This is a genomic window from Marvinbryantia formatexigens DSM 14469 (genome assembly GCF_025148285.1).
Classification (GTDB): domain Bacteria; phylum Bacillota; class Clostridia; order Lachnospirales; family Lachnospiraceae; genus Marvinbryantia; species Marvinbryantia formatexigens.
Window position 1 is genome coordinate 1,479,424 of record NZ_CP102268.1, and the last position, 22,260, is coordinate 1,501,683.

General features: G+C 49.9%; 18 protein-coding genes. 3 read left to right on the forward strand and 15 right to left on the reverse strand.

Going from position 1 to position 22,260, the window contains the following annotated elements; translation table 11 throughout:
* Positions 1 to 23 precede the first annotated feature (23 nt).
* The 3 genes from NQ534_RS07270 to NQ534_RS07280 all read right to left on the reverse strand — a co-directional run bounded on the left by NQ534_RS07270 (position 24) and on the right by NQ534_RS07280 (position 3,134).
* The gene (locus NQ534_RS07270) at positions 24 to 869 is read right to left on the reverse strand and encodes a carbohydrate ABC transporter permease (RefSeq protein ID WP_006863600.1); all 846 of its coding nucleotides are present in this window, start codon (positions 867 to 869) and stop codon (positions 24 to 26) included.
* A gap of 3 nt (positions 870 to 872) precedes the next feature.
* A complete protein-coding gene (locus NQ534_RS07275; RefSeq protein WP_006863599.1) occupies positions 873 to 1,757 on the reverse strand; it encodes a carbohydrate ABC transporter permease in 885 nt (294 codons plus the stop codon).
* Positions 1,758 to 1,850: 93 nt separating this feature from the next.
* The gene (locus NQ534_RS07280; protein WP_006863598.1) at positions 1,851 to 3,134 is read right to left on the reverse strand and encodes an ABC transporter substrate-binding protein; all 1,284 of its coding nucleotides are present in this window, start codon (positions 3,132 to 3,134) and stop codon (positions 1,851 to 1,853) included.
* 230 nt (positions 3,135 to 3,364) lie between these two features.
* Between NQ534_RS07280 and NQ534_RS07285 the strand changes: the two genes are divergently transcribed.
* Entirely contained in the window at positions 3,365 to 3,631 is a 267-nt protein-coding gene (locus NQ534_RS07285) for a hypothetical protein (protein WP_006863597.1), read from the forward strand.
* Positions 3,632 to 3,773: 142 nt separating this feature from the next.
* Entirely contained in the window at positions 3,774 to 4,544 is a 771-nt protein-coding gene (locus NQ534_RS07290; RefSeq protein ID WP_465220234.1) for a HipA domain-containing protein, read from the forward strand.
* Positions 4,545 to 4,559: 15 nt separating this feature from the next.
* On the opposite strand, the gene NQ534_RS07295 is transcribed toward NQ534_RS07290, so the two are convergent.
* Positions 4,560 to 7,505, reverse strand: a complete 2,946-nt coding sequence (locus NQ534_RS07295) for a thioester reductase domain-containing protein (protein WP_074680011.1) — start codon at positions 7,503 to 7,505, stop codon at positions 4,560 to 4,562.
* Here NQ534_RS07295 and NQ534_RS07300 point away from each other — a divergent pair, their 5' ends adjacent.
* Positions 7,506 to 8,078, forward strand: a complete 573-nt coding sequence (locus tag NQ534_RS07300; RefSeq protein ID WP_006863595.1) for a sensor histidine kinase — start codon at positions 7,506 to 7,508, stop codon at positions 8,076 to 8,078. It begins immediately after the preceding gene.
* A gap of 42 nt (positions 8,079 to 8,120) precedes the next feature.
* Here NQ534_RS07300 and NQ534_RS07305 read toward each other — a convergent pair whose 3' ends face one another.
* From NQ534_RS07305 to NQ534_RS07355, 11 genes are all read right to left on the reverse strand, one after another.
* On the reverse strand, positions 8,121 to 10,661 hold the full coding sequence (locus NQ534_RS07305; RefSeq protein WP_074680008.1) for a phospholipid carrier-dependent glycosyltransferase: 2,541 nt from the start codon (positions 10,659 to 10,661) through the stop codon (positions 8,121 to 8,123).
* Between the two features lie 129 nt (positions 10,662 to 10,790).
* Positions 10,791 to 11,534 carry a sugar phosphate isomerase/epimerase family protein gene (locus NQ534_RS07310; protein WP_006863268.1) on the reverse strand — a complete coding sequence of 248 codons (744 nt, stop codon included), beginning with the start codon at positions 11,532 to 11,534 and terminating at the stop codon, positions 10,791 to 10,793.
* A 23-nt stretch (positions 11,535 to 11,557) separates the two neighbouring features.
* Complete coding sequence (locus NQ534_RS07315; RefSeq protein ID WP_006863267.1) at positions 11,558 to 13,342, reverse strand: adenylate/guanylate cyclase domain-containing protein; 1,785 nt, start codon at positions 13,340 to 13,342, stop codon at positions 11,558 to 11,560.
* A complete protein-coding gene (locus NQ534_RS07320) occupies positions 13,329 to 14,984 on the reverse strand; it encodes a FecR family protein (RefSeq protein WP_006863266.1) in 1,656 nt (551 codons plus the stop codon). The genes NQ534_RS07315 and NQ534_RS07320 overlap by 14 nt, the downstream gene beginning before the upstream one ends.
* A 20-nt stretch (positions 14,985 to 15,004) precedes the next feature.
* Complete coding sequence (locus NQ534_RS07325) at positions 15,005 to 17,851, reverse strand: ABC transporter permease (RefSeq protein WP_040784419.1); 2,847 nt, start codon at positions 17,849 to 17,851, stop codon at positions 15,005 to 15,007.
* The gene (locus NQ534_RS07330; RefSeq protein ID WP_083337306.1) at positions 17,851 to 19,071 is read right to left on the reverse strand and encodes an ATP-binding cassette domain-containing protein; all 1,221 of its coding nucleotides are present in this window, start codon (positions 19,069 to 19,071) and stop codon (positions 17,851 to 17,853) included. Before NQ534_RS07330 ends, NQ534_RS07325 begins: the two co-directional genes overlap by 1 nt.
* 681 nt (positions 19,072 to 19,752) lie before the next feature.
* Positions 19,753 to 20,340, reverse strand: coding sequence for an ATPase (locus NQ534_RS07335; RefSeq protein ID WP_242655388.1), 588 nt, complete (start codon positions 20,338 to 20,340; stop codon positions 19,753 to 19,755).
* Complete coding sequence (locus NQ534_RS07340) at positions 20,321 to 20,542, reverse strand: hypothetical protein (protein ID WP_006863259.1); 222 nt, start codon at positions 20,540 to 20,542, stop codon at positions 20,321 to 20,323. Before NQ534_RS07340 ends, NQ534_RS07335 begins: the two co-directional genes overlap by 20 nt.
* 284 nt (positions 20,543 to 20,826) lie before the next feature.
* Complete coding sequence (gene dinD / locus NQ534_RS07345; RefSeq protein ID WP_040784414.1) at positions 20,827 to 21,657, reverse strand: DNA damage-inducible protein D; 831 nt, start codon at positions 21,655 to 21,657, stop codon at positions 20,827 to 20,829.
* Between the two features lie 125 nt (positions 21,658 to 21,782).
* A complete protein-coding gene (locus NQ534_RS07350; protein ID WP_242655387.1) occupies positions 21,783 to 21,977 on the reverse strand; it encodes a hypothetical protein in 195 nt (64 codons plus the stop codon).
* A complete protein-coding gene (locus tag NQ534_RS07355) occupies positions 21,971 to 22,225 on the reverse strand; it encodes a type IV toxin-antitoxin system AbiEi family antitoxin domain-containing protein (RefSeq protein ID WP_006863254.1) in 255 nt (84 codons plus the stop codon). Before NQ534_RS07355 ends, NQ534_RS07350 begins: the two co-directional genes overlap by 7 nt.
* Positions 22,226 to 22,260 lie beyond the last annotated feature (35 nt).

Here is a 22,260-nt window from a genome sequence, read left to right on the forward strand (position 1 = left end):
GAGCCATTTTTCCGGCGGCAATGTCAGCCTTTTACCGCTCCCATTGCCACACCCTTTGTAATGTGCTTATTCAATATAATATAAATGATAACCGCCGGGGCAGCCGTCAGCGCCATGACCGCAAACTGCACCGCATAATTGGAGGAATACTGCCCGGTAAATTCCAGCACCGAGAACGGCAGCGTCTTCCATTTCGGCGAACTTAAATAGGTGCTCGCCATCATAAATTCATTCCAGTTGTTTAAAAATGTCATGATAGATACCGTCGCTATGGATGGCTTCAGTATCGGCGTAATAATCTGGAAAATAATACGGTAAATCCCGCATCCGTCCATGACAGCCGCTTCCTCCAGCTCCGCCGGGACCGCGCTCATAAAGCTGGTCATCAGAAACAGTCCCTGCGGAAGGGAAAATGCCACATAAGGAATCAGCAGCGCCCAGATGGTGTCCGTCATGTGCAGCGTACTGTAAATTTTGTAATTCGGAAGCAGCGTTGCGTGGATAGGAATCATCATGCCCATCAGAAGCAGCGTCTTTACAAATCCGTTCAGCTTCCACTGCATCCGCAGGCAGGCGAACGCCGCCATGATGGAAACCAGCAGCACCAGAAGAACCGCCAGCCCGTTGATCAGAAGGCTGTTTTTCAGATAGTGCAGGAAATTTCCGTCCACAAATGCTTTCACATAGTTGCCCCACTGGATTTTTTCCGGAATAATCAGCAGCCCGCTTGTAAACATTTCATTACTGCTCGCCAGCGAAAAATCCAACAGCCAGATTAATGGAAAAATCTGGATAACGGCAACAAATATCAGTATCGCCCAGAGGATTACTTTTCCAACGGACATTTTTTTCTTTTCTGTTCTTTTCATATCTTATGCCCTCCCTTCCGGTCTGCGCTCTTCAAAAATTTTGTTCAGAAATACCGTCGCAAGAAGGCAGATAATGATAAATACAACGCTGATCGCATTGCCGTAGCCGTACCGGAACGCTTTAAACGCCTGCTGGTACAGATAGGTCGCCGTAAACTGGGTGGCATTGCCCGGTCCGCCGTTGGTCAGAAGGTACACTGTTTCCATCTGCTTTAAAGCGGAGATAACAGCCATCGTGACATTCACCTGGATGACCGGCTTCATCAGCGGGAGCGTGATGCGCAAAAAGGTCTGCCTCTGATTCGCCCCGTCGATCGCCGCCGCCTCGTAAAGCGTCGGGTCGATATTTTTAATGCCGGAGTAGTAAATCAGCATACCCCAGCCGAAGCCATGCCAGATAAGCACCACCAGCACCGACCAGATCGCGTTTTCCGCACTGAGCCAGTTGACCGTCCCCTTATAACCGAACAGCTTCAGAATATTGTTCAGCAGACCGAAGTTGGGATTGTAGATAAACTTCCAGAGGTATGCGATCACGGCTACCGAGATAACGTTCGGAATAAAGTACACGCAGCGGAAAAAGGATTCGCCCTTTCCGCTTAATTTATCGAGCACCGCGGCTACGATAATCGCCAGCGGATGCTGGATGCAGATAAATCCGATTGCCAGAAGCAGGGAATTGCGCAGCGCCGTAAAAAACGCTTCATCCTTCATCAGCGCCTTATAATTGTCCAGCCCGATCATATTCCAGGAGCCCATGCCCGAATAATCCGTCAGCGAATAATATACGCTCAGGCATATCGGAGCCAGGATCGCAAATACAAAAAGCAGGACGCCCGGCAGCACAAGGCTTGTTATTACCAGCTTATTGCTGTACATTTTTTTCATAACAATAACATTCCTTTCTAATTATAGCACAAATTATTAAGAGCAGCTACCCTGTTCCGGCAGCCGCTCTTTTTCTTACTTATTTAATGCTGTCTATTTGCAGGCCGCTCCGATGTCTGCAAGAAATGTGTCGATGTCCATCGTTCCGTTGGAAACACTCTGAATCTCGCTTTCAATGCAGGTCTTAAAAGCGGAAGGTCCGCAGTCATTGACCGGCGTTCCGGAAACGCTCGTTGCTTCCGTAACAATATCTACGATCTGCTTCATCAGCTCAGTTTCTTCTCCGGTCATATATTCGGTCTGATCCTGTGCCGACATGCCGACGCCATTCTCCCAGCCATACTTTGAAAGCTTGTCCGGCTGATACATATAGTTAAGGAATTTAATTGCTTCTTCTTTGATTTCCGAGTTTGCTGACACGCCATATCCGCCGCCGTTCCATGCCGCGATATCTGTTGCGGAAGCTGCGCCGCCTTCTACGACCGGCATAGTAAATACGCGGATGTTTGTGCGGATTTCCTCCGGGATATCCTCGTTAAGCGCCATAGACGCCTCCCAGCTTCCCATGTAGAACATCGCCGCCTGTCCGTTTGTAAACAGGTTCATGGCTGTTCCGTAGTCCTGTGAATCATAGCCGACCTGGAAAAGTCCCGCATCCGCTGCATCCTTCAGAAGCTGTGTCGCCTGCTTTATAGTATCCGCGGTAAAATCGCCGTTTGCAACAGCATCCGCTACCGTCGTCTGATAATCTGCTCCTGTAATCTTGTAGAGCACATCGGAAAGATAAACCGCCATCGGCCATCCGTCTCCGCCGTCCATTGCTACCGGCGCAATGCCTGCTTCTGTAATGGTCTTTCCAAGCTCCAGAAGCTCGTCGTATGTAGAAGGCACGCTCCAGCCGTTGTCCTCAAACATTTTCTGGTTATAATAGAAAACCGCTACATCTGTGTTTCTCGGAAGTCCGTAAAGCTTACCGTCCTTCTTAAAGCCTTCCAGCGATCCTTCAATGAATTTGTAGTCCGCATAATCAGCTTCGTTCAACTCTGCGAGCACGCCTGCATCCAGTACCTCATCGAGGAAAGAAGGCTGTCCCCAGATGCTCACTACATCCGGCATTCCTTCCATCGCATACGCCTTGAATTTTGTTTTGTACGCTCCCTCATCCAGCGCTTCCACTTCAATCGTAACGTTCGGATTCTCCGCCATGTACTCGTCGATAATCGTCTGCTCTACCAGTCCCTGCCCGTTTTTACGGTCCGGAAGATTGGAAAACACCTTTAACGTTACCTGCTCCTCTGCCTGTACGGCTGCTGTTCCGCCCAAAAGACCTGTTACCATTGCCGCTGCCAGCGCTGCTGACCACCATTTTGCTTTCATATCCTGATCCCTCCTGATTTTCTGCCGTCTATGAAAACCCTTTTTCCGGTTCCCTCCGGCTTTCTCTTGATGAAATCAGTATAGCACCCGTTTTCTTCAGATTACAGATACCAATCTTTCAAAATAGTGGACAATTTTCATGTATGCAGACAGTTCCGGCAAACATTGACAAGATAACGGGCATTCCGATATAATGAAAAAAATAATAAGGAAAGGGACGGCAAGACATTATGTCGTTTTCAAAGAAATATACGGAAGCAGGTCTGCCTGCGGACAATAATTATCTGGAATGCGGACTGCCCGCTTTTTTGCAGGAATCTGTGCTGGCAATGAAGGAAGCGTGGAAAAAGCGGGATGCCGGAGAGAAGTATCTGCACTGGGACTGCGACTATTGCAATCTGCAGAGTGATATTAACAATGCGGAGGTAAACCAGCTAATCAGCACGGAGCAGGCATGGTACCTCCGGGAAAAATATTTAAGAATAGAAAGGATTTGAAAGAATGGCGGTGACTGATTTTACGCATCTTCCCAGACGGAATAAAATGTATGCGGGTGCAAACGGAAGTAAAATATGCGTTATATATGAAAATGCCCCATATATGCTGAAGTTTCCTCCTTTGGCAAAGCAGAATAAGGAAATGAGTTACAGCAACAGCTGTTTTTCAGAATATCTTGGCTGCCAGATTTACGAAAGTATCGGCATACCGGTCCAGAAAACCCTTCTTGGCACCTATACGGTAAAGGGACAGCAGAAAATCGTAGTGGCATGCAGTGATTTTACAGAACCCGGTATCGTTCTGCAGGATTTTGCCTCACTGAAAAACCAGATGATTGATTCGGAACGGAACGGTTACGGCACTGAACTGTCAGATATTCTTCTGACCTTCGAAGAGCAGACTGCCATTGATTCGTCAGCTCTTGCTGCACGCTTCTGGGATATGTTTATTGTAGATGCTTTTATCGGAAACTGGGACCGGCATAACGGCAACTGGGGTTTTCTGTACGACACCAGAACAGATGATATGACACTTGCCCCCGTTTTCGACTGCGGAAGCTGTCTCTATCCCCAGGCCGATGAAACTATTATGCAGACTGTACTGGAGCAGCCCGACGAACTGCATTTCCGCATTTATGAAATCCCAACCTCTGCCATTATGTTAAACGGCAAAAAAATCAAATACTATGATTTTATATCCTCTCTTCAGAATGAGGATTGTAACCGTGCGCTGCAGCGTATCGTACCCCGGATTGATATGGAACATATCCAGCAGATTGTGGAGGGCACACCTTTTCTCAGCACTCTGCAGCGCCGGTTTTACCTTACCATGCTGACAGAGAGAAAACGGCTTATTTTAGATTTCTCCCTCTCAGCACTGGTAAAGCGAGGCAGCAGACAGACTGATATCTGAAGCCGGCATAAGCCTTTATCCCAACAACCTCTTAAAGACACCCGCCAGACCAGAGGCGGGCTTTGCAATGTATCCGCACTCATAAAAATGGCGGAGGTAGCTCTTCATCAGCGCAGCGTCCACCGGCGGACAGGTAATGCCGCTTCCCGCCAGCAGCCTGTCGGTGTTGCCGGTATCGAACTCTGCCTGGCGCACACCGAAGCGTTCCACCATATTCTCGCCCGCCTGCCGCTTATCCGTGAACAGGCAGGATAAGATGCGCAGCACATTCTCCTCATTGGAGCAGGCCTCCAGCTTCTGACACCACTGTTCGAACGGAAGATGACCGACCCGGTAGCCGAGACGGTTTAAAAGCGCATAAAAATCCTTCATCGGCATCAGATGCCCGTTAATGATATTAAACGCCTGCCCGGCGGAAGCCGTCTGAAAGGCAATGCACACAATCGCATCCGCCACATAATCGACCGGCGTCAGATGAAGATTTACCTCGATTTCCGGCACACAGCCCATCTGGATACATCCCACGATGGAGCGGCTGATTAAGTCTTCCAGCTTCCAGATACCGTCCTTCAGGGTACCGGTAATATCTCCCGGACGGTAGATACTGACGCGCAGTCCCCGCTCCTGTGCGATCCGCACAAGTTTTTCCGCTACCCATTTCGTCTCGGAATATCCAAGGAAATAGCCGTCCGGCGATTCCAGCGGGTCGTTTTCCATGACGTGCCGCTCAAAATGGCTTGGATTATCATAAACACTGTAGGAAGAAATATAATGGAAATATTTCGCGCGTCCCCGGCAGGCAAAGCGCAGCGCCTCTATGGTTCCCTCCACATTCGTGCGCTTCATCTGCGTATACGGGAACACAAAATTCAGAATCGCCCCGTTGTGGATGACCATGTCTATCTCCTGCGAAAGGGATTCGTACAGCCCGGACGCAATTCCCAGATTCGGCAGATTCAGATCCCCCGGCACCGGAATGATATATTTTCTATATTCCTCCTCCCAGCAGTGGAAACGGCGCATATTCTTTTCGATCCGCTCCATCAGATTTTCCGTGGAAGAGCCGCGCCCGTGGCAATATACCTTTATGCCGCTGCCGCCCTTCTGCCGTATCAGAGAGCGCATCAGATACGCACCCAGAAAGCCGGTCGTCCCCGTAACCAGAATGTTTCTGCATTCCCTGGGACTGCACGCATAGCCGCTTTGCAAACGGACGTCCTCATCCAGCCTGCACTCCGCGCGCAGATCCAGCTTCCGGCTCTTTACATCGCCGTTTAACAGGGCACTGATATAGCCGGAGATTCCCTCTATCGTGGGCGCCGCCGCGATTTCCCGCAAATCGATATTAATATCCAGGTCATTTTCCAGCTCGCAGACCAGCTCCATCAGACGCAGCGAATCGCCGCCTTTTTCCATGAAGCTGTCCTCCGGACCAAATTCCGTGCCCGGCAGAAGCAGTTCAAACATATTCCGTACAATCGGGCGGACGTCCTCCGGGGACGGATTTTCCGGAAGCACCACCTTTTTCCGTTCAGCTTCCGCAGCCGCCTTTCCTTCCGCCGCATCGCCGTGCTTCTGCGTACTGAACAGAACCTTCAGACGGTTCGCCTCATAATTATCCCTTGCCGCCAGCGTTTTTATCTTCTGGTTATCGGTCCGCGGCAGACTGCCCGTCTCCACAAAAACAACGTCCATAAAGGAAAACCCGAAGGTATGGGAAACAGCCTTATTAATCTGTGCCGCAATTCCCTTAAAATCAGCGGCAGGCTCACATTCCGCGCAGAGAACCGGGCGCTCGCCGCCGTTCTGGCTTACGGAAAACAGCGCAATAGCGTTCATAGGCAGTGCGACGCCCGCTTCCTGAAGCAGCAGAATAATATCATTCGGAAAAATATTTCTGCCCCCGATAATGATCATTTCCTTGATGCGCCCGGTCAGATAGAGCTGCCCGCCGTACACGGCACCCATATCCCCGGTGCGGTAAAACTGCCCCTCATATCCGGCAATGGACGCTGCAAAGCTCTTACTCTCCTGCGGATTTTTCCAGTAGCCTTTGCATACATTGGAACCTTGCAGGTAAATTTCTCCGATTTCCCCGTCCCGGCACGCAGTACCATCCCCGCGTACCGCCACAACCTTCATATCAATTGCCGGACGCCCTACGCTCACAATCGATTTCCCGCCATCTTCCTCCGGCAGAAATTTTCCTTCGCGGTAAGCATCCAGACTGATATCCACGCGGCGGAAATCCCGGCTGGACAGCGTCGCCACACAGACGCACTCCGACAGTCCGTAGCCCGGCGCAAAGGAATCCGGCGATACCCGGAACAGTCTGCAGAATTTATCAATCGTATAGAAGTCGACAAATTCCGAGCCGTTGATAAAATGCGTCATGGAGGACAAATCATACTTCTGTGCTTCTTCCTCCGTAACCAGCCTCGTGCAGAGCTCATATGCGGAATTGGGGCCGGTCGTAATGGTCGCGCGATACCTGGACATCACCTCCAGCCAGACCGTCGGCTTCTGCAGAAACTGCAGGGTGGGAATAAAGCAGGCGTGCGCATCATTTGCAAACACCGGCAGAAAAATACCCACCACAAGCCCAATATTGTGATAAAACGGAACCCAGGACGCCAGCACCTGCTTTTCCCTGTTAAAGTCAAAGATTTCCAGACACAGATCAATACAGCTCATCACATTTTTATAAGTAACCATAACGCCCTTGGGCGCCGACGTGGAACCCGATGTATACTGCAGATAGAGCAGGTCGTCCGCATCATGGGCGCAGAGCAGCTCCGGTCCGTGATAAGGCTTTATTTTATCTGTATAAATGCGTTTCAGAGTAAGCACTTGAAAGAACGCCTGGCGCATCAGCGCGCCCGCCGCATTATTTTCGCTTGTTTTTATCTGAAGCAGATTACCGACGCCCAGACCGCACAGTATCAGCTTCTGAAATCCCATATGGACGAGACCCGGCGGGCAAGACACGACCTCCGCCATCATCTGCGCGCCCTCCAAGGATATGTTGACAAAAAGGACCTTGCCTCCCTTGCTTCTTATCTGCAGGATTACAGCAAAAGCATTCCTGCTGAGGCGCTCTCTGATTATTGCGGAAATTGCGCCGTCAATTCTCTTCTCTGCTATTATGCGGAAAAAGCCGCCAGCACCGGAATCCGGATGCACATTTCTTTCTGCGCACTCACAGATACGCCCATTCTGGAACCGGATTTCTGCGTGATTCTCGGCAATCTTCTGGAAAATGCTGTGGATGCCTGCCGCAAAAATGCAGGCGGCGGTTCCCCGCTGATTTCTGTCCGTGCCGCCAGAGCCGGCAGCCATATGTTTACGATTACCGTAGACAATACCTGCTCTGTCAGCCCTGCCTTTCTGGAAGACCGCATTCTCTCCAGCAAGCACGAAAGCTTCGGCATCGGAACCGATTCCGTGCTTAACATCGCCCGCAGATACAACGGGGATGCCCGGTTTGAATGGAAGGACAATGTTTTCTTTGCCTCTGTCATGCTCAATCCCTGACCTTTCCCGGATAGCAGCGTCCGCCCTGGCAGGCGCGTCCATTTATTGTACAAGCACCCAGCCGTCCAGCCAGCGCAGAAACGTCGACACATATCCGGCGGAAACCGGCTGCCCGGACAGCACCGGGTAAAATAACAAAAATAACACATACGCGGCCGCCCCATAGAACGCCACCAGAGCAGCGAATCTGCTTTCCCCCAGACGCGGTCTCCACAGCGCAAAGCTGTATGTAATCATGCAGACCACAATGGGCACGCTGGGAAAATAATGGTAAGCAAACGTGCACCTTGTAACAAGGCTCCACGGCAGGTAGCAGAATGCATACGCGATGCAGAGAAACATGGCGTTTCTGTCCTTCTTTTTCAGACAGAGGTACAGCATATAGATACATGCCGGGATTCCCGCCCACCATACCAGCGGATTTCCGAAAGCGCTGATTCCCTGGCGCATTGTGTCATCGATGATTCTGGAATAATAAAATACCGGGCGAATCATCAGCGGCCACTCATACCACGCGGACGCATACGCATGGTCCGCCTTAAGTCCCGTATGGTAGCGGAACATATGCTTCTGGTTCGCCAGCATCCGCGCAAGCAGTCCCGTATCCGTCCCGTTGGAAAACGGCAGATAGGAAAGCAGGTAAATCAAAAACGGTACCGCCACAAAAAAGAGAATGCAGAAAATCAGTGTTTTCACCGTATCCATACGAAAGCTTTTAATGATATAAGCGTGGGAAATCCCGCCGCTGCTGCCCTCCGGCGATTTCCGGGCAAAGACATATTCCCGGTACCTGCGCCACAGCGTCAGAAAGAACAGCACTGCCAGCCCTGCCCCGGCATAGAATCCGGTCCATTTGCAGGCGATTCCCAACCCGAAAGAAACCCCGCAGGCTCCCAGCGGCAGAAATGTGCGCCGCAGGGGCGTATCGTAAAAGCTCATCCGGCTGTACTGATACATAAAATAAAACATCAGGATCGTAAAAAACGTGATAAACACATCAATCGTCGCAATTCTGGTCTGCGTAAAATGCATGAAATCAAACGCAAACAAAAAAGCTGCAAATCCGCCCAGCAGGCGGCTTTTTGTTATATCACGCCCCAGCAGATACAAAAACGGAAGCATCAGAATCCCGAAAATGACACCGACGACCCGGAAGCCGAACGGCGTAGTCCCAAAGCAGTACGCCCCAAGGGCAATCAGAATTTTCCCAAGCGGCGGATGCGTCGTCTCAAAGGCACGGGTGCCATTCAAAAACTCGTAAGCTGTTCTTGTGTAATAGCACTCGTCAAAATAGGCGCCGCTCTGGTAATCAATCTCCTCCGGCAGCAGAACCGTCTCATCAAAGAGCGCCTCCATTCCCGCCGTATCTGCAGGCTTCACAATTTCTCCGTCCGCATTCTGTATTACCAGCTCCGCAATGGTCATATCACTCCCCGGATTAGTGAGCCGCAGATATTTTCCGGACGCTGTAAAAGAAGCGCTTCCCCAGCAAAATACCGTCCGCATATCGACCTCCTGCGCGTTCTGCCACGGCTCGTCCTGCGAATTTCTCCATTCTATCGTCACCGTATGATAAGCGGAATCCTTTAAATACCAGATCAGACTCCCGGAGCCTGGTTCTTCCTCCAGTTCCAGCACAATCGACTGCCCGGAGGGAAGCGCATATTCCGTAATGGGCGCCTCTGTGATTCCCAGTTTCCAGAAGGCAATGCAGCCATAAAACAGACAGATTGCCGCGATTATACAAAAATCCATCTTCCCGAAGGACATCCGCCCGGCGCTTCGCACCGGAGCAGCTTCCTTTTCGCCGTCCCCGGCAGGCGCCAGAAGCGCCCGGAAAAAATACAGCGCCGCCGCTGCGGTAAGCAGCCCGGTGACAACGAGCCACACCTGTCCGCTCCACGCCGCTTCTGCCTGCCGGACATAATAAAAATAAGCCGTTTTATATAGGAGGCAGGCGGAAAACGCCGCATAGCAGTCAAAAAATCTGGAATCCTTGCTGTATACGTATAAAAGCAGCAGAAGGAGCAAAGCCGGGTACAGAAGGCTGCTGTCGCTTCCCGCAGTCAGAAGCCCTGCAACGACAGCCAGAGCTGCGCACGCCTTCAGGCAGCCGGAAATAAATCTTTCCCGGCTTCTTCCCGCATTTACCAGCAGCAGAAACAACAGCACTGCAAGGCGCAGTGCCCATGTCTGCTGCCCTTCCCCGGCGGCAAAGCATATAACGATTGCCGGGTTGAACAGGTAAATTCCAGTCATCCCAAGCGCCGCATCGCCGCCGCTCTTTCTTTTTAGCGCGATGAAAAGGGACGCCCCGGCAAGCAGGTCGGAAACAATGCCCAAAATATTCTTCCACGCCGTTTCCCATCCTCCCGCCCACAATGCCAGTGCAAAACGCAGAAGGCACGCCAGCCACAGAATCGCCAGAAGCATGGAAAGCTGCCGGACTGTGTCCGGTCCGGAAATACACTCTCCGGAATCTGTCCCGGAGAGATTTGTTCCGTCTTCCTCCCGGCAGGATTTTGCATATGCCTTATAAAAACAATACAGCATCAATATCACGATGATATGAACTCCAACCATGTCTTTCCCTCAGTCGTTACTGTTCACTCCGTTCGCAGTAACCCTCAGTCTGCTTCTTTCTCTGTCGCCACAGTCCGGGCAGGTCTTTACCGCTAAGTGCAAAAAACCTGGATGAACTGTAAACATCTGTTATGATATACCGGATAGATACCGTACGCTTTTGCGGTATTTTTCCAGAGAACTGACCTCCACAAGAACCGACGCGTCCGGGCACATTGCCGGAAGAATCTTCTCCCAGGCAATATCGCCGTCTCCCACCGGAAGATGCTCGTCGACCCGCCCGTGATTGTCATTGATGTGATAATGGGCAATATAAGGCGCACACGTCTGCTGCCACACAGAAATCTCCGTCTTCGACAGATGGGCATGAGCCAGATCCAGGCAGACAGACAGGCGCTTTCCCTGCATCCGCCGGGCAAGGGCAACAAGACAGTCCGGCTCCTCGTCAAACATGTTTTCCATATAAATATGCAGCCCCGGATACTCCTCCAGCAGCGCTGTCAGATATTCCTCGTTCCTGTCGATCCAGCCTTTCCGGTAATTTTCCTCGTAAAAATTTGGTATAATATTTGTGTGAAGAATCATCCCCTTCACCTGCAGCCGCAATGCAATCTCGCTGACTTGCCGTATCCGGTAGTCGCTCGCCCGGCGTATCAGCGAATCCGAAGAATGGATTGTAATATCCAGGAAGGGACCGTGCAGGGTATCCCCGCTTCTGTCGCGTCCCGCTCCGAGATACGCACGGATGCGCCGCTCGGTCTCCTCTTTTCTGTCTAAAATTCCGGGCAGCATGAAATCATTATATTCAAAAGGAATATTCAATGCCGTCCATTCCTCCAGATGCTCTATGTCAGGTATCCCGTGATATCTCATGCTTCCTCCTTATATTCATTTTCTCAACGGACTCTGTCCAGCGCGTAAACCATAACGCCCCGCGATTTTCCCTTCAGCGGAATTTCCCCGATTTCCGTAACCTCTATCCGCTCCTTCAGCCGTTCGTATACAAATTCGCTGATAAAAATCTGTCCTGCGCCTGCGTTTGCCTCCAGGCGCGCCGCCGTGTTCACGGTGTCTCCGATTGCCGTATAATCCATCCGGAAATCCGAGCCGATATTTCCGACAACTGCATCGCCGCAGTTTACACCGATTCCATAGCTCACCTTTTTGCCGAAACGTTCCATAAACTTCGCGGCGATCCGGTCGCTTCCCGCCGCGATATCCCGCGCCGCGCAGACCGCTTTGTAAACATAATCCTCGCTGTCAAAGGGCGCGTTGAAAACCGCCATTGCAGCGTCCCCGATAAATTTGTCCAGAGTTCCGCCGTTCTTAAAAATCGCATCTGTCACAAGCCCCAGATATTCATTAAGAATTTCCACCACCTGCTCCGGCTCCAGCGCCTCGCTCAAAGGCGTAAATCCGCGGATATCCACGAAGAGCACCGCAATATGTCTTTTTTCCCCGCCAAGCTTCAGCCGGTAATCGTGATGCTTCGATATTTCCTCCACCACCTGCGGCGCGACATACTTCCGAAACGCGTGCATGATTTTCCGCCTCTGCAGAACCTCAGCCGCATATTTACTGACAATGCTCCATACCAGCACGACCAGAACGGACAGCGGAAAGGAAATCATATGGATTACAACGCCCTTTTCGTCCAGCTTCAGACAGAACAAATACCAGCCTGCAATGATGACTGCCGCCCCCAGGACGTTCACCGCGATTTTCATGCGGACAGCCAGCAGCGTCAGCGCAAAGGCAATCGACGCGTAGCAGAGCGCGTTCCAGAATCTGCTTACCTGCACCAGACTGCGCCCCTCCAGCAGGCTCTGGATAATATTGGCGTGAATCTCCACACCGTACATCTGAGCGCCCTTCCCGCTTGGGACAGAATATGCATCCCCCATTCCGGCAGCATGCGCTCCGACCAGCACAATGCTGTCTGCAAAAGCCGCCGCGGGAATCCTGCCCTCCAGCACATCAATCATAGATACCGTCTCGTAGGTATCCGGTCCTCCGGTATAATCAATGAAAATGCCGTGATTGGCACTCGTCTGCCGTTCATTTTCTGTCTCTGTCGTTTCCGTCTGCCGCCCATTTTCCGCCATCCGGACGATTGCGGAAGCAAAGGATTCGTAGCCGCCGCATTCCAGAAGCGTATAGCGCACACTGTTATCCCTGTAATCCTGCACGGTATTAACAAATCCCATCTGTACAATATCCGCCAGCTCCCCGAAGGGCGTTTCCACCATGTCGATGTGAAGCTGGTTGACCGTGCTCTTCCCGTTCTCTGTCTCAATCTGGGTAGAGAAAACCAGGTTGCATGCCATGACAATATTGTCATATTTTTTGCAGGCGTCCACAAGGAGCTGGTCTTCCTCTCCCTTTTCACTTACCATCAGAATATCCAGACCGATTGCCCCCGGCGCATACTCCCCGCCGTCAAGCAGCTCAATCAGCTCCGCGTATGGTTCTCTCGTCCATGTTTCAAACTGCCCCAGCGCTTCCAGTGTTTTCTCATCTATGGCGATGATTTTAATCGACGTGTCCGCACGGTTTTCCCGCTGGTAAACAGCGTCCTGGAGAGAAAGATTCAGGCTGGCAAACCATTGAAAATATGCGGCGGCAAAGGTGACTGCCGCGATGACCAGCGCCGCCGCCAGATTTCTTTTATTTTTTATCACTGTTCTTTTTTCTCTTTCTGACAAATGCCGCCATCTCCAGAAGCACAAGTGGGAAGATCGCCAGCCCGACAGCCTGTGCCGCTACATCCGGTGAACCGCTGTCACCGGAATCGTCCCCTGTCGGCGACTCATATGGTGTATCTGTCGGTGATTCATACGACGTGTCTGTTGGAGACTCGTACGGCGTATCCGTTGGTGACTCATACGGCGTGTCTGTTGGTGACTCATACGGCGTGTCTGTCGGTGATTCGTATGGCGTGTCCGTTGGCGACTCATACGGCGTATCCGTCGGAGACTCGTATGGCGTGTCTGTCGGTGACTCGTATGGCGTATCCGTTGGTGATTCATACGGCGTATCTGTTGGAGACTCGTACGGCGTGTCTGTTGGTGATTCATACGGCGTGTCTGTCGGCGACTCGTATGGCGTGTCTGTCGGTTCCGGGGACGGTGTCGTGCTCGTATCCGGCTGCGTCTCCGTCTCTGTTTCGGTCTCAGTTTCTGTCACCTGCGTCTCGGTTTCCGTCTCGGTTTCTGTTATCTGCGTCTCCGTTTCTGTTTCGGTTTCGGTCTCAGTTTCCGTTATCTGTGTCTCGGTTTCCGTTTCTGTCTCTGTCTCCGTTATCTGCGTCTCGGTCTCCGTCTCCGTTTCTGTCTCCGTTTCCGTCATCTGCGTCTCCGTTTCTGTTTCGGTCTCAGTTTCCGTTTCGGTCTCAGTTTCCGCCTCGGTTTCTGTCTCGGTCACCGGCGTCCCGGTTTCTGTCTGCTGCTCCGTCCCGGTCTGTTCTGTCATTTCTTCGGTTTCCGAAGGCCCAGTCTCCGATTCCTGCGCAGATGCGGCATCAGACGCCGGCTGCGATGCAGTGTTTCCGGTATTTCCGGCTATGGCTGCATTCCCGGTCGTATCTGCATTCCCCGCTGCGTCCGTATCTGCCGCCATACTTTCTTCTGCCAGCGCAGTGAGATAATCCGGCAGATTTTCTACCGCAATGTCACCGCCCCGCTTCCGGAACCAGGGTCTCGTCTCCTCCTCCGCTTCCGCGTCCCCGCTGATGTCCCGCTCAATCACAGCTTCCTCTCCGGACGAAATTACAACGTCCTCTTCCATATCATTGTAAACCTGTATATGAACAGCGCCCTCAAACACCGTGATAGTGGTCTCGCGAAGCTGGCCATCGGCTGATTTCCCCACGGCAACGCGGAATTTCGTTCCCCGGACCGCCATCACACCATCCGGCGTATGAATTTCATAACTGTCGTCCTCCGCTATGGGATTCTCAATTTCATTGTAAACAGCGCCCTCTGTCAGATGAATACGGATTGCGCCCTTCTCTTTTTCGCCCTCCAGCTCAAATTCCACCTTCGAGCTTTCTTCCACAACCACATATTTATCGTCATCCAGGCGCAGATCCACACGACCGTCCGCTCCCGTCGTCATGATATCGCCGCCCTGAATCGCCATCTGCGCATATACCGGCAGCTCCATCTCTTCTCTGTTGACAACCGCAGCCCCTGCCGTATCCAGCACCCTCACATTCCGGTACGTCTCTCCAGCGGCAAGCGCGCCCGTCTGCCCCGGATAACCGGATACGAGCAGAACCGCCGCCGTCATCACTATCGCCGCAATTCTTTTTCTCACTTTCATATACAAATATCACATCCTTCCTAATTACTGCTCACGTTTGTCAGATTCAGCTGTTTTACTTTTCTCAGCGCAATCAGATTAACAATCAGAGCAAAGAACGCACCCACCGCACAGGCGTACAGACATGCCGGAATATTCGGCGTGCGTACATAATGGATCGCACCGGTCTCTACCGCCCGGATTACCACATACGCCAGCGCAAGACCAAACCCGCTTCCCAGAAGCAGACCAAGTATCGTCAGAACGATATTATCCTTATAGACATAGGCTTTTGTTTCCTTGAGAGTATATCCGTTAATACGCATTACGGCGAGCTCCCGCGCTTTCCGGTTGATATACATCGCGATCTGATTCAGCAGAACCAGCAGCGCCATCACCGCCGACAGAAGCAGGCAGATTCCGATTACCGGGTCGATCACAGCCGAATTTGCCGTGAACTCACTGTTGTCCTTCAGCGAAAGGAATCCGTCTATGTCCTTAACACGTTCGTACAATCCGTCTATATCTCCGTTCAGCAGAAATACACACGCATCCGTCGCTTCCCCCATTGTCTCTTCAAAATAGCTGCCTGATGTCCCAAACAGATGATAGGAAAGATAATGCTCCATCACGCCCGCAATCTTAAATTCCCTGATGCCGCCCTCCGAATCCATAAATTCTACCGTGCTGCCCGCTTCCAGACCATATTCTTCCGCACATCTGCGCGAAACCAGCAGTCCGTCCTGCGGCACATCCACAACTTCCTTTGTTTTGATATCTTCGAGAACCATAAAATCCTTCAGTTCCTCAGCATCATCCACAGCAACGATTCTTCCATTTTCCCAGTTTCCGCCGTCCACGCGGAAATTTTCCAGTTTATCCTGAACCAGCGTATAGGAGATGCCTTCCTCATCCAGTATTTTCTCAAATTCCTCCGCCGAGCCCGTGCTGCTGTCAAAAACCAGACGGTTGTCATACAGAAAATATTTGTCGAACTGCCATACGGAAGAATCTGCAATCGCAAACTTCAGGGAAAAGCAGATAACCAGCAGGGATATGCAGCCTACCACGCCCATGATGGTCGTCGCCATCCGTCCTTTATCATTTAATACGTTTTTTATCATGGTACGGGAATACAGATTCATTCTTTTATAGCACTTCCAGTTTTCAAAGAACCGCTTCTTTCCCTGCACGGGAACCTCGCCCCGCAACAGCGTCGTCGCCGGCAGGCGCACCAGCTTCGCGCACGCCATATACGTCGCCGCCCAGAATACAATAAGACAGATAACGGCGGACACCAGCGCCGATTTCCATTCAAAGCCAAACGGAATACTGCCGATCAGAAACTCCGGCGCATAAATATACAGTACGATCACTTCCACAATTCCCACACTTGCCGCGTACCCGATCAGCACGCCCAGCAGACCGCTCAGGGTATTGTAAAGCATGTAATGCGTCAGAATTTCGCCGGACTGGAAGCCCAGCGCCTTCTGCGCCCCGATCAGCGCCCTCTGCTCATCAATCATCCTGGTAATGGCGGCATGACACACGATAATCGCCACCAGCAGGAAAATCACAGACATCGAGTAGCTTAATCCATAAATTCCTTCCACGAGCGTTTCAACGCCACGGACGTCGCCGATTTCATGCCGGTCGGCTACTATCCAGTCTTTCATCTGGATATCCGCCGCCTCTTCCTGCGCGTCCGCCAGTTCCGCCTGTGCATCCGCTAACTTTTCCTGCGCATCTGCAAGCTCCAGGCGGGCATCTGCAAGCTCTTCCTGTGAAGCTGTAAACTCCGTCTTCGCTTCCTCCAGCTGCCGCACGCCGTCCTGGTACTCTGTAACTGCATTCTTTAAAGGCAGAGCCGCCTCTCCAAGAGCTTCCATCTGCTCCAGCGCTTCGTCCAGGTCCGTGGATATCCCCAGATTTGTAAGCTGCGCTTCAATTTCTGCAAGCGCCAGCTCCAGTTCTTCTTCCGTGTCTGCAATCTCAGCTTCCGCATCCGCAAGCTCATTTTCCGCCTCTGCAATGTCAGACTGTCCGTCGTCAATTTCCGCCTGTCCGTCCGCTATTTCCGCCTGCGCATCCGCAATCGCCGTATCGGCTTCTTCTCTGAGAGAGGTATAGCGAAGCTCTGCCCTCTCTGCTCCCAGCTCCTCTGTTTTCTCCGCAAAGGCAGCCTCTTCCTGCGCATACTGATCCGAAAAATAATAAATTTCGCCCAGCGAATCATTTTGCACGTAAGCAGCCGAAAAGCAATCCTCATAATAAGAGGTGTCAAATGCTTCTCTGGAAAGCTCTATGTAATAGGAAGCAGCGCCAAGCCCCTCGGTGCTTTTTCCTCTGGAATCGATGACATTCGCGCAGGAGTAGCGCGGATCGTTAATAATAGACGTTACATGAAATGTATCGGAAACAAGGCTTCCGTCGTGGCTGACCGTAAACTCATCGCCCACTTGAAGCCCCTTTTCCTCAGCAAATTTTTCTTCAATCGCCGCCTCATTTTCCGCAGCCGGAAGCTCTCCCTCCAGCACCACCGGGTCATTCATCTCGCTGCACAGCGACAACGCCTGCAGCGTAACCTTCTCATCGCTGCCGTCCATCAGAATCATGGCGCTGTAGCCGCCCTCCACTGCGTCCACACCGTCCCATCCGGCAACCGCCTCAATATCCTCCTGCGTAATACCGTTTGCGCAGGAAATCTCCAGCGTTTCCAGACGGTTTTCCGTAAAATAACGATTCGCTTTCTTTAAAATGGCGTCCGCCGTAGACTGAAAGCCCAGAAAAATCGCAATGCTGACCGCCGCTATGAAGCCCACCGCAAAAAATGAAACGCCGTTTTTGCGGATTGTCCGCATCAGATGCTTTCTTCTTGTTTTTTTCATTACCATACCAACTCCTTTGCACTGGCAGGATGCCGGTTCATAATCACTTCGGCAACCACTCCGCCCTTCATGCGGATGACACGGTTCGCCATTTTTGCGATTTCCTCATTATGTGTGACCATCAGAAGCGTCGTGCCGGATTTGATGACCTCCTCCAGAACGGTAAGCACCTCGATACTCGTCTCATAATCCAGCGCCGCAGTCGGCTCATCCGCCAGAATGATCCGCGGCTTTTTCACAAGGGCGCGTGCTATGGATACGCGCTGCTGCTGTCCGCCCGACATCTGCGCCGGATAATTATCCCGACGTTTTGACAGCCCCACACGGTCCAGCGCCTCCGCAGAATCCATAGGCTCCTCGCAGAGTTCTCCGATAAAATCAAGATTTTCTTCCGCCGTCAGTGTGGGCATCAGATTATATGCCTGGAAAATAAAGCCCACCGAATTTCTCCGGTACATAGTCAGCTTTTTGTCGTCCGCATGGGAATAATCCTCCCCGTCAAACAAAAAGGTACCCGACGTAAGCTGGTCCATACCGCCGATGATATTCAGCATCGTAGATTTTCCGCAGCCGGATTCTCCCAGGATGACAAGAAATTCGCCCTCGCGGATATCAAGATTCACGCCCTTCAGCACCTGTATCTGATTTTCCCCTTCTCCGAAGGTCTTTTTCACATCACGCAGAGAAATGATGGATTTTTTTGTCTCAGCAAAGCCCAGATTCAGCCCGCGTCCATCCACCGCGATTGCGGTAAGCATCGCCAGATTCTCGCAGAGACTGACATCCTCGTCATTGTACAGAGAGCCGTCCTTTTTATTGATAATCTGGATACAGCCAATCACCTCATATTTATTTACCAAAGGAACACAGACCATGCTCTTTGTCACAAACCCTGTCGCCTCGTCGAACCGCCCTGCCCAGCGCTCATCCTTCTGACAGTCCCTGACCACGGTAGATTTTCCTTCTTTTACCACGGTTCCTGCAATTCCCTCTCCCGGAGCCAGACTGAGCCCTGTCAAGTCCGCCCCGCCAATCCAGAAGGACGGATAAATTCTCTTATCCCCGGACGCATTATAAAACCAGATGGTACCCGCTTCCGCACCGACCGCCTTTACCACCTCTTCCAGGCTGGCACGCAGCGCATCCTCCAGAGATTCCGCTTTCTGAAGCAGCCTGGTAATCTCCCAGACCACCTGCGTATAACCGATTTTTTTATTCATCCCTTCACCCGCATGTAACTGCTTTCACCTTTCTTTATTACTGCCTTACTGCCCTGCGGCAAAACTTTATCAAGTAATTTTATCATCTTTTTGAGGGTGCTTTTTTACATCTCATGCAGTTTTTTTACATCTCGTGCAAATATCAGTCGGATTACAGCACAGCCCTGCGAATCTATCTTCTGGAAAAATGCAAAAAAACCGGGAACCCGTTACGAATTCCCAGTCTAAAAACTTTAAGAGACATATAGCCTCCAACTACATTTTTTATTATACGCATGTATTAGTATTTTCCCTTACGTCTGTCAATATCACGTTGACAGACTCTCCCTCACACTCCAATATTTCTTCCATGAATCCAAACATCTGTTCCAAAATCAATTCGCGAAAATCGCTCGGCTGGATTTTTTCAAACATTTCAAGCTCCATGATGCCAAATCATACTCTCCTAAACATATCAGATTGTGACAACCGCGAAAGGTTCTATTCAGAAAAGAAAACGCGCTTTGCATGAACCATCTTTATTCGGGCGCTGTCATAATATTCCTCCGTTATTTCCGTTGCTGAAACAAAATTCTGCTCTTGCTCTCATCTGTTCTGTACAAAGCTTATAACACCTACATAATAAATCAAGATTAAAAAAACTGTAAGGCAGCCATTTCTTACCGCTTTACAGTTTTTGTGCTAATTCAAATTCCTATTTACCATATTTTCAACATCCGTCAACGCCTGAATATCTTCCCGATACCAGTCATCACATTCATCATAATAAACTTCTTCCTTCCGCTTCTTAAATATACGAAACGGCCTATTCCCCGAATTATCATAAATATGGCACACATCACATACTTTAACCAAATCCTTAACCAATGCTAATGCCCTGTCATATCTTGAAATGATTTTCTCCTCCGGCACATCATGCCCTCCGGATTCTACCCTGGATCTTACACGAAGTACATTAATCATCGGATCAGCCGTAAGCACATAATAGCAACGGATAAAATATCCCTTTTCTTTTGCTCTTTCAAGCAATTTCAAATTTCTCTCCGTTGACAAAACCGTTTCAAAGCAAAATTCCTCCATTTGTTCGACATGATCTTCTCGCTGCTTTTCCGCCAGCTGCGCAGCTTCCAGATCCGTGCATTTCAAATTCTTCTTTATTTCATCGGCATTAATATAGTCCATAGGAGGCTTTAATAATTCGGTAAAGGTGCTTTTTCCTGAACCGTTCGGTCCCGCGAAGACTACAACCTCAGGCTTCTTTTGCGACACGTTCACTATAACGCCCCTTTCTCATCCTTTTACCCGCTTCAACTCTGGTGCCATCACTGTTTTCATGATAGATGGTCTGCGTTTTGGGATCATATACTACAGCCGGAATGTCCATAGCTTTCTTTTTTTCCAGTTCAATTTTTACCGCTGCGTTTACTCTTTTTACAACCGCTTCATCAGTAATGTACTCTTCTCTTTTCATATTCTACACCTTCTTTCTGAATCGAGAAACCAATTATCTACACTAATATAATACCTTATCTCTCATTTTCTATCAATCAAAATCTTATACGTATGATTCGTTCAACTCATTTATACTTCAACGGTAAAATTACTCCGGCAGACTATCCCACACACACAGCGCCCCATACCCCACCTGGCTGTTGGGATACTGCGCAAATCCCGGCAGGGGGGGCGGGCTCCGCGGCGCAGATACACCCGCACCTTTTCTCCATATGCTGCTGTCAAGTAAAGACCAAAAATTTTTTATCCTTTCATTAAATTCTTCTCATCTCTTTTTACTCTGCGTTCCAACTTTTTCAGATCTTCTGCCGGAGGCAAATCCTCCGGCTTTATTCCTCTCTGTCCCAACATCTCTCTTACACTTGAATTATTCTGAACATGTTCATCTGTTATAGGAGCTTCGCCATATAATTCTTTTTGTTCCACATTATAATTGGTCATTTCTGTTGCCAGATTTTTAGCAGCTATGGTCAATGTTGGAAGAAAATCTGCCAGAGGTCTGTTCTCTTTTACTCTTAGACGTTCCTTCATGTCCTTTGTAGTAAATCCGCCAAAAAGCGCCTGATCACCCTTGGATCTTATTCTTCCAAAGCCAGCATCATCCACCCCACGTTCGTAAATATTCTGAGACAGCCTTTTTTCAGACTCTCTTAATTTCTCTCTTGCATTTAATCGCTCAATCAGCTTAATCCTGTCTTCAATAAGTTCCTGTTTTCTTGTCTGAACAGCAAAATAGCTTTGAGCAAAGGCAATCTCATCTTTTCTCACATCTCCGTTTTGGGCTATCAAATAACATGCATAACGTGTCAGCACATATTCTTTAATACCTCTTTCTGCATTTTTCGCCAATTTTATCATTTTCGTGACGCCACGAAAATGATTGTTTACATTTCCACCTGCATTCTCACAAGATATCATCGCTTTCTTTATAACTAACTCGAAATTTTCCCACCTGGAATATCCTAACAATGGCTGCAATTCCCTGGCATACCAAAATTCAATTGCTCCATCCTCCGATTTATGAATAATGTCATCAAAAAGCTTTTTTAATCTTCCAATCTTTTTTTCATCCATATGATTGCTATGTACCTCCATATAATTACAATTCATTCCGGCAAATATTTTGTCTTTCTTTTATATTGTCATCATAATTGCTGTTTTACCCGCAGCAGCTCTGCGTATTTCAATATATGTCTGTATTAATTCTCATTTATTTTTATCTTATCTACGATTCCTATCTCAATATCCGATTCCAGACGAAGCATATCGCAGATACTCCGCTCAATATCATAGATATTATAGCAGCCAAATTCTGTCTCTATTTTCCTCATGCCCATTAAGTAATTATTAGTCGAAAAATAATGCCGCATAATCGGGAAATTCATACTCAGCAAGCTACGGTCCGTCCGCGCTGTGGCAACATCCAATATTCCGGCTCTTCTTTAATTTCTCCTTGATAATAGAGCGCGCTGTTCATGCAAACGATCGCCCTGGGATCGCTAAAGCATACTTCTATGCATTTATAATCTGATGGTTTATCTTCCTCTTTCCCGTCCAGCCAATAATATCCATGACATACTTTTTCCAAATACCCCTCTTTTGCCAAGCCTGCTATCTGGCGATTTGAAAAACCCTCTTTCATAAGCTCCAGCGTTCCTATATATCCTTAAACTTCCG